This is a genomic window from uncultured Aquimarina sp., from assembly GCF_947495315.1.
In the GTDB taxonomy this organism is placed as follows: Bacteria; Bacteroidota; Bacteroidia; order Flavobacteriales; family Flavobacteriaceae; genus Aquimarina.
In genome coordinates, this window is record NZ_CANLYD010000002.1 from 515,267 (window position 1) to 527,960 (window position 12,694).

Annotated in this window: 14 protein-coding genes; 9 read left to right on the forward strand and 5 right to left on the reverse strand. The window is 31.9% G+C overall.

All coding sequences use genetic code 11. The features are described 5' to 3' along the window. Positions 1-17 precede the first annotated feature (17 nt). Positions 18-530 (reverse strand): GNAT family protein, encoded by a 513-nt coding sequence (locus tag Q0910_RS05680; protein ID WP_299213437.1) that lies wholly within the window; start codon positions 528-530, stop codon positions 18-20. A 127-nt stretch (positions 531-657) separates the two neighbouring features. Here Q0910_RS05680 and crtD point away from each other — a divergent pair, with 127 nt between their 5' ends. The 5 genes from crtD (at position 658) to Q0910_RS05705 (ending at position 5,044) form a co-directional block, all read left to right on the forward strand. Continuing rightward, positions 658-2,139, forward strand: a complete 1,482-nt coding sequence (gene crtD / locus Q0910_RS05685) for a 1-hydroxycarotenoid 3,4-desaturase CrtD (protein WP_299213439.1) — start codon at positions 658-660, stop codon at positions 2,137-2,139. A 4-nt stretch (positions 2,140-2,143) separates the two neighbouring features. Continuing rightward, positions 2,144-2,770 carry a carotenoid biosynthesis protein gene (locus Q0910_RS05690; protein WP_299213441.1) on the forward strand — a complete coding sequence of 209 codons (627 nt, stop codon included), beginning with the start codon at positions 2,144-2,146 and terminating at the stop codon, positions 2,768-2,770. Between the two features lie 90 nt (positions 2,771-2,860). Then, positions 2,861-3,316: an excisionase family DNA-binding protein gene (locus Q0910_RS05695; protein ID WP_299213442.1), complete on the forward strand. Its 456-nt coding sequence runs from the start codon at positions 2,861-2,863 to the stop codon at positions 3,314-3,316. Then, positions 3,306-3,869 carry a PIN domain-containing protein gene (locus Q0910_RS05700; protein ID WP_299213444.1) on the forward strand — a complete coding sequence of 188 codons (564 nt, stop codon included), beginning with the start codon at positions 3,306-3,308 and terminating at the stop codon, positions 3,867-3,869. The genes Q0910_RS05695 and Q0910_RS05700 overlap by 11 nt, the downstream gene beginning before the upstream one ends. Before the next feature lie 26 nt (positions 3,870-3,895). Further along, positions 3,896-5,044, forward strand: coding sequence for a lycopene cyclase family protein (locus tag Q0910_RS05705; RefSeq protein ID WP_299213446.1), 1,149 nt, complete (start codon positions 3,896-3,898; stop codon positions 5,042-5,044). 1 nt (position 5,045) lies between these two features. On the opposite strand, the gene Q0910_RS05710 is transcribed toward Q0910_RS05705, so the two are convergent. Together Q0910_RS05710 and Q0910_RS05715 are read right to left on the reverse strand one after the other, a co-directional pair. Beyond that, positions 5,046-6,089, reverse strand: coding sequence for a transglutaminase-like domain-containing protein (locus Q0910_RS05710; RefSeq protein ID WP_299213447.1), 1,044 nt, complete (start codon positions 6,087-6,089; stop codon positions 5,046-5,048). A gap of 73 nt (positions 6,090-6,162) precedes the next feature. Further along, complete coding sequence (locus Q0910_RS05715; protein ID WP_299213449.1) at positions 6,163-6,897, reverse strand: TerB family tellurite resistance protein; 735 nt, start codon at positions 6,895-6,897, stop codon at positions 6,163-6,165. Between the two features lie 209 nt (positions 6,898-7,106). Between Q0910_RS05715 and Q0910_RS05720 the strand changes: the two genes are divergently transcribed. The 4 genes from Q0910_RS05720 to Q0910_RS05735 all read left to right on the forward strand — a co-directional run bounded on the left by Q0910_RS05720 (position 7,107) and on the right by Q0910_RS05735 (position 10,147). Then, positions 7,107-7,517 (forward strand): BrxA/BrxB family bacilliredoxin, encoded by a 411-nt coding sequence (locus Q0910_RS05720; protein ID WP_298542054.1) that lies wholly within the window; start codon positions 7,107-7,109, stop codon positions 7,515-7,517. A gap of 207 nt (positions 7,518-7,724) precedes the next feature. Beyond that, complete coding sequence (locus Q0910_RS05725; RefSeq protein WP_299213451.1) at positions 7,725-8,468, forward strand: lysophospholipid acyltransferase family protein; 744 nt, start codon at positions 7,725-7,727, stop codon at positions 8,466-8,468. Between the two features lie 10 nt (positions 8,469-8,478). Beyond that, positions 8,479-9,480 carry an acyl-ACP desaturase gene (locus tag Q0910_RS05730; protein ID WP_299213453.1) on the forward strand — a complete coding sequence of 334 codons (1,002 nt, stop codon included), beginning with the start codon at positions 8,479-8,481 and terminating at the stop codon, positions 9,478-9,480. Between the two features lie 13 nt (positions 9,481-9,493). Further along, positions 9,494-10,147 (forward strand): HD domain-containing protein, encoded by a 654-nt coding sequence (locus Q0910_RS05735; protein WP_299213505.1) that lies wholly within the window; start codon positions 9,494-9,496, stop codon positions 10,145-10,147. 157 nt (positions 10,148-10,304) lie between these two features. Here the strand turns inward: Q0910_RS05735 and Q0910_RS05740 are convergent, their stop codons facing one another. Both Q0910_RS05740 and Q0910_RS05745 read right to left on the reverse strand, forming a co-directional pair. Then, on the reverse strand, positions 10,305-10,685 hold the full coding sequence (locus Q0910_RS05740) for a hypothetical protein (RefSeq protein ID WP_299213455.1): 381 nt from the start codon (positions 10,683-10,685) through the stop codon (positions 10,305-10,307). Between the two features lie 243 nt (positions 10,686-10,928). After that, complete coding sequence (locus Q0910_RS05745; protein WP_299213457.1) at positions 10,929-12,680, reverse strand: AraC family transcriptional regulator; 1,752 nt, start codon at positions 12,678-12,680, stop codon at positions 10,929-10,931. Positions 12,681-12,694 lie beyond the last annotated feature (14 nt).

Sequence of the window (12,694 nt, forward strand, 5' to 3'; positions counted from 1 at the left end):
ATCATTAAGTGTTTATTTTATTCTTGGTTTAATATAAAATATCTATGCTCGTCTAGAATTCTACCATTCTTAACAACAGCTTTTTGGAATATCCCTTCTTTGCTATATCCGTTTTTCTCTAATGTTTTCATAGACGCTATGTTATGCTCGAATATACCTGAAAAAATTCTAATTAAATTTAATTTTTCAAACCCATATTTGGTAATTAGGGCTACAGCTGTCGTAGCAATTCCATTTCCCCAATATGGTTCTCCAATCCAATATCCTATTTCAGCAGATTTTCGGTAAACATCTTCTTGTATTATTAAACTTATTACACCACAAAGTTCGTTTTTAAATTCAATGCCAAAGCTTTGCTTTGGATTTTGTGCTTGTGTTAGATAAATAAAAGATTCTGCATCATTTTCGTTATAAGGATGTGGAATATAATCCCTTAAATTATTCCAGATATTTTCATTATTAGCAAGTTTTGCTAGCTGTGATTTATCTGATAATTCTAATCCTCTTATTTTAATCTTTTTATCCTTCAAATTAGTAAATTTATTGAGAAAATGTGCTTAGACATATATTTTAAATTAAAGATAGATAAAAAACCATACCAAATTATTCAAAATATAATCACTTTCTGTTTTTTACTAATATCTTTACGTTCAGAATATGTCAAATAAGAAAGTAATAATTATAGGATCTGGTATTGCGGGACTAGCTGCGGCAATTCGTTTACGTAACCAAAATTTTGATGTAGAAGTCCATGAAACCAATACGTATCCTGGTGGTAAGTTAACCGAAATCCATAGGGATGGCTATCGTTTCGATTGTGGCCCCTCATTATTTACGATGCCACAATTCGTAACTGAGTTATTTACTGATTCTAAGAAAAAAGTTTCAGATTATTTTGAGTATTCAAAGAAAGAAGTGGTTTGCAATTACTTTTATGAAGATGGAACTAGATTTTCTGCTTTAGCAGATGCCACAAAATTTGCAAATGAAGCAGAAAAGATATTCGATGTAGACGAAACTGAAATACTTCGATATTTTAAAAATAGTAAGCTGAAATATGATTTAACGTCATCTCTATTTCTTGAAAAATCCCTACATAAATTGTCTACGTATCTATCTTTTGATACTATAAAAGCGATTACAAGAATAGGAAATTTGGGAATCAATACTAATTTGCATAATCTTAATAGCAGCAGTTTTAAGGATCCAAAGTTGGTTCAGTTTTTTGATCGATTTGCAACATATAATGGATCTTCTCCTTATCTCACTCCAGGAATTATGTCCATGATTCCTCATTTAGAACAGTACTACGGAACATTTTTTCCAAAAGGAGGAATGCATAGTATTACCAAAAGTCTTTATCAATTAGCACTTGATCTTGGTGTTACCTTTCATTTTGAATCCAAAGTAGATCAAATCGTTGTAAAAAAGAAAAGAGCAATAGGAGTTACAATAGGTAATAAGTATTTGGAAGCTGATATCATAATATCAAATATGGATATAGTTCCAACCTATCGGAAACTGCTACCTGATCAGAAACCTCCAGAAAAAACACTAAAACAACCTAGATCAAGTTCTGCGCTGATTTTTTATTGGGGGATAAAAAAAGAGTTTCCTAAATTGGATTTACATAACATCTTTTTCTCAAAAAACTATAAAGAAGAGTTCCAGTATATTTTCGAAAAGAAACAAGTTTCTAATGATCCGACAGTTTATATCAATATTACATCTAAAAACGAAGTAAATGATGCTCCAGAAGGATGTGAGAACTGGTTCGTAATGATCAATGTTCCTGGTAACGAAGGGCAAAAATGGGATGAAATAATAGATCAATCTAGAAAAAATATTCTGGATAAACTTTCAGGAGTCTTACGCTGTAATATTGAGGAATTAATCCAAACAGAACAAGTTTTGGATCCAAGAAGTATAGAGCGTAACACTCAATCATATCAGGGGTCGTTATATGGTTCTAGTAGCAATAATAAATATGCTGCTTTTTTGCGACATCCTAATTTTTCAAAAAGTATTAAGAATCTTTATTTCTGTGGAGGCAGCGTGCATCCAGGTGGCGGAATTCCATTATGTTTACTGTCTGGAAAAATAGTTTCCGAATTAATCCAGAACGATTTTAAATTCTAAAAACATGCATCCAGAAAGAAGGTTACTTATTTCTATCATACTGATTTGGTTATTCAATATTTCGGGAATTATAGGGATTCTTATTGGATATCAAGATTGGTTTTTGCCCTTAACACCCCTTAATTTGTTATTGTATTTAGGGCTGATTATTTGGAATTCTAAATTCAGTAAATTTTTGATTTTAGGGCTATTAATTCCTTTTAGTATCGGAATGATTACAGAATATTTAGGGGTGAATTACGGATTGATTTTTGGCAATTATCAATATGGTGAAAACTTAGGGATTAAAATTTTGGGAGTTCCATGGATTATAGGAGCAAATTGGGCTTTATTGGTTTATTGTACTTCGGCTATTTCAAAAAAAATACATCCTAATGTGTTAGTTTCTTCATTTATTGGAGCAGTGCTAATGGTTGCTCTGGATGTTATTATTGAAGTTTCCGCACCAAGATTTGATTTTTGGGAGTTTAAGAATGGAGTAGTTCCTTTACAAAACTATGTTGGATGGCTGGTTACTGCATTTATAGCACATCTTTTATTTCAAAAAGTTTATAAAATCTTACATTATGGGGTATCGATTCATGTTTTCCTAGCTATATTTATCTTTTTTACCACATTTTTGTTTGTTTGATTCAAGCATACAAAAATTTAACCCTTTTTTATATGGCCGTTTCGTTTATTTCGATTATTATTGTCTTGCTAATAACAAAATATAAACCAAATGGAATCCCTAATTGATATTAGAAAACCATCTAAAGACGAACAATTAGTAGCAAAAGAATCTTACAATGCTCTTGCTGCTGTATTAGAAGAGTTAAAATCTGAGAATCCAGAAATTGAAATCGAAGAAACACGGGAAAAAATAAAAATTCCGCTACACGCACTAAAATTATTGGCAAAAGTTTTAAAAGGACTAAGTCAAGGTAAGCCAGTTTCTATTGTGCCGATGGCGACTGAAATGACTACTCAAGCTGCGGCTGAGTTTTTAGGGTGTTCTAGACCACATCTCGTAAAGCTATTGGAAGAAGGTCAAATTAATTTCACGAAAGTTGGAAAGCATAGACGCGTTAAATTTGAAGATATAGTAAACTATAAAAGGAAAATAAAAGCTAAACAAAAAGGTCTTTTACGAGAAATAATGAAGTCGGACGAGGAATTGGGATTATATGATTCATAGTATTCGATTTACTAGTGTTTTAGATACTAATGTAATTTATCCTGTAGAAATTAGAGATCTATTATTTTGGTTTGCTCATCATGATTTATTTACCCCTAAATGGAGCGCACATATTTTCGAAGAATGGGAGATAGTTATGAGGAGGAAAAATGTTAGTGAGAATGAAATTAAAAAAAGAGTTGAAAGAGCTAATGAAGCATTCCCTGATGCTTTAGTCCATAATTATACATCATTAATAGATGGTTTAGAATTGCCAGACCCTAAAGATAAACATGTTCTCGCTGCGGCAATAAAGACAAATGCAAATGTAATCGTAACTAATAATCTAAAAGATTTTCCCGAAGAATATCTTCAGTCTTTTGGATTAGTGGCTAAGGATGCAGATGATTTTCTAACTGATATTATTGATTTAAATACTAAAGATGCTATAAAGGCTTTTCGAGAATTAGTTATTAATAGAAGAAATCCAGATTTGGATGAATATGAGGTTTTGGATATTTTACGAAACCGTAATCTTAAAAATACGGCAGATTATTTACACTCATTACTCTAAAATTAGCAATCCAAGTATTTCATAATATGCAAAAATATGATTACATCATCACAGGTACAGGAGCATCGGGTTTGATGTTGGTATATCATATGTTGACAGATGGTTTTTTTGATCAAAAACAGATACTCTTAATTGATAAAGAAATAAAAAATCAAAATGATCGTACCTGGTGTTTTTGGGAAGAAGAAAAAGGAACCTGGGACGATATAGTTAGTAAAAATTGGAATCGTATTTTCTTCGGTAGCCTTGAATTCTCTGATGCTATAGATATTTCTCCATATCAATATAAACTCATTCGAAGCAAGGATTTTTACAATTTTGTTTTTTCATTCTTACAGGAAAAATCTAATGTTACTTTGGTACAAGATAAATTAATTGGTCTTGTTGATGAAGGTGGTGTTGTAGAAGTAGAAACAGATCGAAAAAAGTACTTAGGAGACAAAGTTTTCAATAGTGTTCTATTATCTTCAGCGTATAAAACACAACAACAATATCCGTTATTAAATCAGCATTTTATCGGATGGTTCGTAAAGACTGAAACTCCTGTTTTTGATAAAGAAACAGCTACTTTTATGGATTTTACAGTAGATCAGAAGGGTAATACACGGTTTATGTATTTTTTGCCAACTTCTGAAACTGAGGCTTTGTTTGAATATACATTATTCTCTAAGGACCTTCTTTCTAAATCAGCTTACGAAACAGAAATCAAAGTATATTTAGAGTCCAAAGGAATCAAAGAATACCAAATTACGGAAAAAGAGAAAGGTTGTATTCCAATGACCTGTTATGAATTTAGAAAACAAAATTCTAGGAATATAATTCATATAGGAACAGCTGGTGGATGGACAAAACCCAGTACCGGTTTTACATTTCATAATTCAGAGAAAAGGGTAAGAAAACTTGTTGCGTTTCTTAAGAAGAATGATGACCTATCTAGATTCGAAAAACGAACTAAATTCTGGTACTATGATTTATTGTTACTGGATTTTTTGTCAAAAGAAAATCAAAACGGAGCTGCCTTATTTTCGAGGTTATTTAGAAGAAATAAAACAATTAAGATTCTTAAGTTTTTGGATGAGGAAACATCTTTTTTAGAAGATCTAAAGATTATGTCGACTATGCCTGTAGTAAAGTTCTTAAAAATGATCTGGAATCGGTTGCTTAAACAGAATTGATTTATTCAATTTTAAAACCAACCATTGGGATTTCATTTATAACTATGATAAGTTCTTTAGCATTAGGAATAACAGTTAGATCAATGTTGAATCCAACTTTTCCTTCATTGTATGATATTTCTCCTGTATAATTGAACTGTGTGTTATTGATTAGGTATATAATGGAGTGCACAGGTTCCTTATACTCAACAATAAACTCCTGAATGGTGTGATCTTCTTTCTTAAGAATTCCTGTAGAAGGAGTGATTAAATTAAAATCTTGTGATTTTCTGTGGTTGTATAATAATGGAGCATCAGAAAATGTTTCTTTGTCGATACTTTCTGTTAATAAACTATTCTCATAAAAATCCGGATAATGCTCTTTTATAAATACTTCAGGTGCTGTTCCGAAGTAAAAATAATTAGGTTTTTCTACAAATTTTTTAGCATCAATATCGTAATAACCAGTACTTCCCCAAGTGGCATCAATTAGATACTTTTTGAAATTAATTTCTACGATATTCCACGCATGATCGATCCGGTATTCTTTTCCGATGTGATTTATTTGATTTTTAGCTTTTCCTAAAACATAAAAACAAGTAATTTCAAGATGATCACAAAGATCTTTATAAAGTTGAGTATAACCTTCGCAAACAGCAGTTCCGTTTGATATAACTCTTTTAGAAATTTTTTCTCTGTATTTTTTTTCAGTCTTTAAATGCTTTTTGGATCCTGATTTTGTTTTGTCATAATCCATATAATTAGTAGAACGAAAACTCGGGAAAGGATTATGTCGAACTGATTTGTATGTATTAGCATAATCGGTATAATATTTTCCGGATTCTTTGTAGTCGTACGATATGTTTTTTGTTATCCAGGAAAATATCGCTTTCGCTTTATCTAATTCAGAATCAAAATCTTTTGAAATTTGATCTGCAAGCTTTTTTGAAGTCTTAAATTTTTTAGGATATAGATTGACAATAGAATCAATCCTATCAAAGTCTTGACCATTGGATTGGTAAAAAGATAGTAGGCCAAATAAAATAAGAAATACCAGCTTATACATATATTATTTTAGCATCAATTATTAAACCAAATAAGTTACAATTAATAGTTTAATTCTGAAAAAGAACTATTAGTTATATTAGGCCACGTTCTTTTTGGATCTGCTCATAAGCTTTTTGTACTTCTTTAAATTTTTCTTCAGCACCTTTGATATGAACCGGATCCATATGTTGTACTTTATCTGGATGGTATTTTTTGACCATCGTTCGATATGCCTTTTTTACTTCTGTATCCGAAGCAGTTTTTTCAATCTCCAGAATTTTATAGGCGTGACCACCTGTTTTAAAGAACATTGCCTTGATGCTTTCAAAATCACTAAAATTCACGCGCATAAAACCAGCCATTTTTTGAATTTCTATAGCTTCAGCTTCGCTAACACTTCCATCTGCATTAGCAATTCCAAATAGAAAATGAAGAATCTGGAGTCTGGCAGCATATCGGGTACGTTGGGTAAGAAACATACAAATTCGCTGGGCAGAGATCTCCCTGTTTTTTATTATTTCATTAAAAGTTCTAAAGGTGGCATTAGCACGTTCTTTGCCGTAAGCACTTACAAAGTACTGACGTACATAATCTAGTTCAGTTTGGTTAACGCGACCATCTGCTTTTATTACGATAGATGAAAGAGAAAGCAAATTAAGTTCGAAATCACCCGGGCTTACTTGTTTTTCTTGAGTGAATACTTGAGTAAAACCCTTACTTCCTTTGCTTCTTGTGGCATCAAATAAGCTGCCTAAAATAAAACCTAGTATCGCTCCAGGGAATCTGAAAAATACACCTCCTACTAAAGCGGCAATCCATTTAATCATTCATAGTCAATTTTGAAGGTGTAAAGATAATTCAATTATTTACACAATTTCATTTATATACTATTAGTAAGATACTATTAAGTTTTGTTACTAAAAATAATAATAAGATAGTATTGGAGATCTTTTCCGACTACTTGGCAGTCATATGGATGTGGTACATTATTTGTATCTTTGCATCAAAGTTTTAAATAAAAAAATAGTTAAGAAATATGTATCCAGCAGATTTAGTAAAACCAATGCGTGAGGACCTAACAAATATAGGTTTTGATGAATTACAAACAGCAGCAGATGTAGAAGCTGCAATTACAAAAGAAGGAACTACTCTAGTGGTTGTGAATTCGGTTTGTGGTTGTGCAGCAGCTAATGCGAGACCAGGAGCAAAAGCATCTTTGGCCAATAATAAAAAACCAGATAATTTAGTAACTGTGTTTGCGGGAGTTGATCGTGAAGCAACGGATAAAGCCCGTGGATATATGGTGCCATTTCCACCTTCATCACCATCGATGGCTTTGTTTAAGAATGGAGAACTAGTACATATGCTAGAGCGTCATCATATCGAAGGAAGACCTGCAGATATGATAGCAGAAAATTTAAAAGATGCTTATAACGAGCATTGCTAGACTACTATAAGTTGATTCTAAAATATAGATAAAACCACTTACAGCTGTAAGTGGTTTTTGGTTTGATATCATTTTTAAGGTAAGAATTATTTCCTAATCCTTTAGTGATCGTAATTTTATGGACTAAAGAATTGGCTAACTAAAAATAATATCAGACCTTGCACTATAGTAACACAAGTCAAAAATTATTAATTGCTAAGAGAAGGTATGGGGGCATTAAAAAGGATAATTTCATATCCGCTTTCGATAGTTTTCTATTTATTTTTTGGGTTAACACTGTTGGTTTTTCATCCATTACAATGGCTAGGAGTTAAACTAGGAGGGGCAAAAGGGCATAGAGGTGTAATAAACTTGATGAATCTTTGTTTGTTGCGTTGTTTGCATGTTTTGGGAGTAAGGATAAGTTTTAAAAATCAATATAAGTTACCCAGAGATCGTTCGTTGATTATTGTTTCAAATCATCAAAGTATGTTTGATGTTCCTTTGATATCTTGGTATTTACATACCCATAAACCAAAATTTATTTCGAAAATTGAATTGGGAAAAGGAATTCCAAGTATTTCTTTTAATTTAAGACATGGAGGACACGCATTAATTGATCGAAAGAATGCAAAACAATCGATACCAGCAATTTCTAAATTTGGAAAGTTTATTGCTAAAAATAAATTTTCTGCAGTAATTTATCCTGAAGGGACAAGAAGCAGAAATGGAGAGCCAAAGCAATTTGCTCATACCGGATTAAAAATATTACTTAAGAATGCTCCAGAAGCTTTGGTGGTTCCGGTTACCATCAATAATAGTTGGAAGTTAGTTCGATTTGGCAATTTTCCTATGGGAACAGGAATACACCTTACTTTAGAGGTGCAAGAACCGGTAGAAACTGCCGATAAAACGACAGAAGAATTACTAGAAATTACAGAAAAGAGAGTGATTTCTACTATAAAAACGTAAATAAATAGTCATGGCTATAGATAATATTAGATTAGAAGTAATGCAATTGTTGGAAAAGAAGATAGAGTCTTTTATCGATAAATTTTTGATTCCAATAGATAGTGTATGGCAACCAACTGATTTTTTGCCTGATTCACAGAATGAAGATACTTTCTTTGATGAGGTTAAAGAGTTGAGAGAGTTAGCAAAAGAACTTCCATACGATTTTTGGGTAGTTTTAGTGGGAGATACTATTACAGAAGAAGCACTTCCAACCTACGAATCTTGGTTAATGGACGTTGAGGGAGTTAATCAGCACGAAGGCGAAGGAGGAAATGGTTGGTCTAGATGGGTTCGTTATTGGACCAGCGAAGAGAATCGACATGGAGATACCTTAAATAAATATTTATATCTGTCAGGAAGAGTAAATATGATAGAGGTAGAACGTACTACACAGCATCTAATTAATGATGGTTTTGATATTGGTACGGATAGAGATCCATACAAGAATTTTATATATACCAGTTTCCAGGAATTAGCTACAAATATTTCTCATAGTCGAGTGGCTAAGTTGGCCAGAGGGTATTCAAACAAATCGCTTGCTAAAATGTGTAAGATTATTGCAGGTGATGAAATGCGTCATTTTAACGCCTATAGCGAGTTTGTAAAAAACATTTTTGAGGTAGACCCTAGTCAGATGATGGTAGCATTTAGTGATATGATGAAACATAAAATTGTAATGCCGGCAGTGTTTTTAAGAGAATCTGGGAATACTATTGGTAGTGCTTTTGAAGAGTTTTCTAATGCAGCTCAACGATTAGGCGTATATACTGCTCAGGATTATATAGACATTATGCAACGTCTGATTGATAAATGGGAGATTGACAAACTAGTAGATCTTACAGATGATGCTGAAAAAGCACGTGATTTTGTGATGAGATTACCTGCTAGAATGCAACGTATTAGTGAAAGATTAGTAATTCCAGAAGAAGTTTTTGAATTCAAATGGGTACAACCTGCATTGATTAAATAAGTAGTAAATGCGTATGATTGAAGATCAGATCATAAGTAAGACTATTGATTTTGTAAAAAACACACTTGAGGGAGCAGAAGGAGGACACGATTGGTTTCACATCCAAAGGGTGTTTAAAACATCACAAACCATAGCCAAAGATGAAGATGTTGATTTTTTGATAGTTTCTTTGGGAGCATTACTCCATGATATCGCTGATTCTAAATTTCATAATGGAGATGAAACGGTTGGCCCTAAAGTGGCAAGTGAGTTTTTAGAAAATCTAGAAGTGGATAAAGACATCATAGATCATGTAGTTCTTATTATAGAAAACATTTCTTTTAAAGGAGGGAATACTAACCAAAAATTTACTTCTCCCGAATTGGATGTTATACAAGATGCAGATCGACTGGATGCTATCGGAGCTATAGGAGTGGCCAGGTGTTTTAACTATGGAGGATTTAAGAATAGAGCGCTATATAATCCAGAAATAGTACCTAATCTTAATATGACAAAAGAAGAATATAAAAGTTCTACTGCTCCAACGATTAATCATTTCTACGAAAAGCTATTGCTACTTAAAGATAGAATGAATACCAAAACCGGTAAGAGATTGGCAGAGGATAGGCATCGTTTTATGGAAGTCTTTTTAAATCAGTTCTATAAAGAGTGGGAAGGCAGACATTGATGAATTGTCTACCTATTATAGTATGCACCTATCCGTTTTTTGATTTAATTTGATTGTTCATTTTTTGATTATGCAAAAATGCTAACTACAAACTCTACGATAAAAAGAAAATAGTTAAGGATGAAGTCTATTAAAATTTTTGTGAGTGCTATCATGATTAGTGAGTTATAGTTCCGTTATTGATTGTTACAAGTTTTGAAGAATATTGATTTACAAATTCCAAAGTAAATCTGTCAATTTCTTGATATCCGTCGACTTTTTTTATTAATAATTGATTTATTCTGTTGGCCTCAGAATTCAGATCAGAATACTTACAGTTTTTTAATTCATACTCTGCGGTTTCCGTAGAAATTCCTTTCTCAGAATTTGCTAGACCTTTTACATATAAGAATTGCTTGACCTGGTCACATTCGCAATTTGATTGTAAGACCTTTAGAATCGCATTTGATTTATCTTCTACTTTATGTCCATAGAATATTGAATAAGCTAAAATTCCAGCTATTATTCCAATAGAAAATAAAACAACTTGTTTTTTCATTATTAATGTCTTTAGCGTAATAATTGTTTTGATTATTACTTTGTCAAAGTACCTTTAAAAAAACAGTAATAACAAGGAAATGAAACCCGTTTTAAAGAAAACCGGGTTGCTTTTAAACATGTAAACATTTGTTTTTCAATAGTTTGATATCGGAAAATATATTTGGTCTTGAAAGAACTAAGCAAGCCCTAAATTTATGAATATAGGGTGTTTTTAACTGATTTTAATCCTGAAAAGAAGAAGCTATTTTTTGGATTTTAGTTGTTTTACGTAAAAAGAAGGAAGAAGTCCAGTATGAATTTTGAAGTATTTAGAAAAAGAATCTGCAGTTTTATAACCTACTTCTTCTGCAATCGATTTTATAGAATATGATCTAAACTTAGAATCGTTTTTTAATCTAAGGATGGCATAGTTAATCCTTAGATCATTGATGTAAGTGTTGAAGTTTTTGCCAAAATGTTTATTAATTACTTTTGATAAGTACGAAGTATTTGTATTAACCTTTTTAGCGACATTGTATAGATTACATTCTGTTTTTAGGAAATATTCTTGTGACTCCATCTTTTTTAATCCAAGAAGGATTTGTTCATATAACTCATCACTAATGTCTAATTGATTCGATTGTGATTCTAATCTAGCATCTTTAGTGTCTATAATAGGAGTCATCGCATCATTAATTGCTATAATAGAAGAGTCCTCGCTTTCTTGTTTTTCTATTTTGGCAAGTAAGGCTTCAAATTTGTTTTTATTGTTCTTTTTTGCAGTTTGAAAAAAGAAAACCACCAAAATTAATCCTATTATGACTATGACTAATCCAATTTGGGAATATGTTAGTTTATTTTTTTGTATCTGTTTTTGATTTTCGAGATTAGAAATCTCATTTTGATAATCGCTTAGTGCGATATCCTGAACTTTTCTAGATGCGTAGGATTTTTTGTTATTGAGTTTACTTAAACTTAAAATATGCTTCTCGTAGTATGCATTGGATTTTTCCAGATCTCCAGTATTTTTATAGGCCTGTCCCAACAGTTTATAGCATCTGCTTATTTCATCAGAATTACTATATTTTTGAGTAAGAATTTCTAAAGATTCTAATAGAACCTTAATGCTTTCTTCATTATTTCCGAGATTGAGCTTACACGCGCCTATTAGGTTAAGAATCTTTCCTAAAAAAACAATATCATTTGCTTCATAACAAAGACTTTTTGCTTGCTCCAAGAATTTTAACGCATTCTGGTAATCCTTTTTATTCTGATATATAATGCCCCGATGCATGAGTAGGTCAATATGTATATTATTAACCTTTACTTTTTTTGTAAGCGCTAACCCTTTATCATTGGCGTATAATGCAGAATCCAATTGATTTAATTTGATATAAGCTTCGGATATTCTGGCATTAAACAACATTATTCCGGTGTTCACCCTTTTTTTTGTTCTTTTAAAAGGGTTTAAGAGAAGTTCATTTTCACTGTCTTTTAGTTCTTTAAGTGCTGTTTTGTAGTCGCTGGTTCTAAGCTTTATAAAAGCAAGATTGGTTTTGATTACTGACATAAAAGACAGGTTTTTGATCTCTTCTGCCATTGATAGTGCTTTTGAATAGGCAGCACTTGATTTATCATATTCTTCAATATCAAAATAATGGTTCGCTTTAAGATTCATTAGCAAAACACCCTCATCCATCATCTGGTTTTGCTGGGCAATTGAGGAGGCGTTATCAAGGTATTCTATGGCAAGTTCATTATTTCCAGAATTGAGATTTGCAACACTCAAGTGAACCAGAGCATCGATCATTCCTTTAGGATCTTTATTGTCAAAAGCTATTTTGTATAGGATATTGCTTAAGGAAATAATTTCATCAACGTTACTTTCATCCAGTGCCTCTATTTGAAGACGAATGTCTTCCACATTTTTTGCAACTATAATATCATCAACTTGGGCAATTATATTGTTAAAAAATAATATAACAGAAAAGATAAATAGACGATGAAATCTCATAAAGAATGGCTATA

Coding starts and splice junctions, on each gene's coding strand:
- Q0910_RS05720 (WP_298542054.1), top strand. CDS start 7,107: ATGTATCCAGCAGATTTAGTAAAACCAATGCGTGAGGACCTAACAAAT.
- crtD (WP_299213439.1), top strand. CDS start 658: ATGTCAAATAAGAAAGTAATAATTATAGGATCTGGTATTGCGGGACTA.
- Q0910_RS05700 (WP_299213444.1), top strand. CDS start 3,306: ATGATTCATAGTATTCGATTTACTAGTGTTTTAGATACTAATGTAATT.
- Q0910_RS05690 (WP_299213441.1), top strand. CDS start 2,144: ATGCATCCAGAAAGAAGGTTACTTATTTCTATCATACTGATTTGGTTA.
- Q0910_RS05705 (WP_299213446.1), top strand. CDS start 3,896: ATGCAAAAATATGATTACATCATCACAGGTACAGGAGCATCGGGTTTG.
- Q0910_RS05695 (WP_299213442.1), top strand. CDS start 2,861: ATGGAATCCCTAATTGATATTAGAAAACCATCTAAAGACGAACAATTA.
- Q0910_RS05715 (WP_299213449.1), bottom strand. CDS start 6,897: ATGATTAAATGGATTGCCGCTTTAGTAGGAGGTGTATTTTTCAGATTC.
- Q0910_RS05730 (WP_299213453.1), top strand. CDS start 8,479: ATGGCTATAGATAATATTAGATTAGAAGTAATGCAATTGTTGGAAAAG.
- Q0910_RS05710 (WP_299213447.1), bottom strand. CDS start 6,089: ATGTATAAGCTGGTATTTCTTATTTTATTTGGCCTACTATCTTTTTAC.
- Q0910_RS05745 (WP_299213457.1), bottom strand. CDS start 12,680: ATGAGATTTCATCGTCTATTTATCTTTTCTGTTATATTATTTTTTAAC.
- Q0910_RS05735 (WP_299213505.1), top strand. CDS start 9,494: ATGATTGAAGATCAGATCATAAGTAAGACTATTGATTTTGTAAAAAAC.
- Q0910_RS05725 (WP_299213451.1), top strand. CDS start 7,725: ATGGGGGCATTAAAAAGGATAATTTCATATCCGCTTTCGATAGTTTTC.
- Q0910_RS05740 (WP_299213455.1), bottom strand. CDS start 10,685: ATGAAAAAACAAGTTGTTTTATTTTCTATTGGAATAATAGCTGGAATT.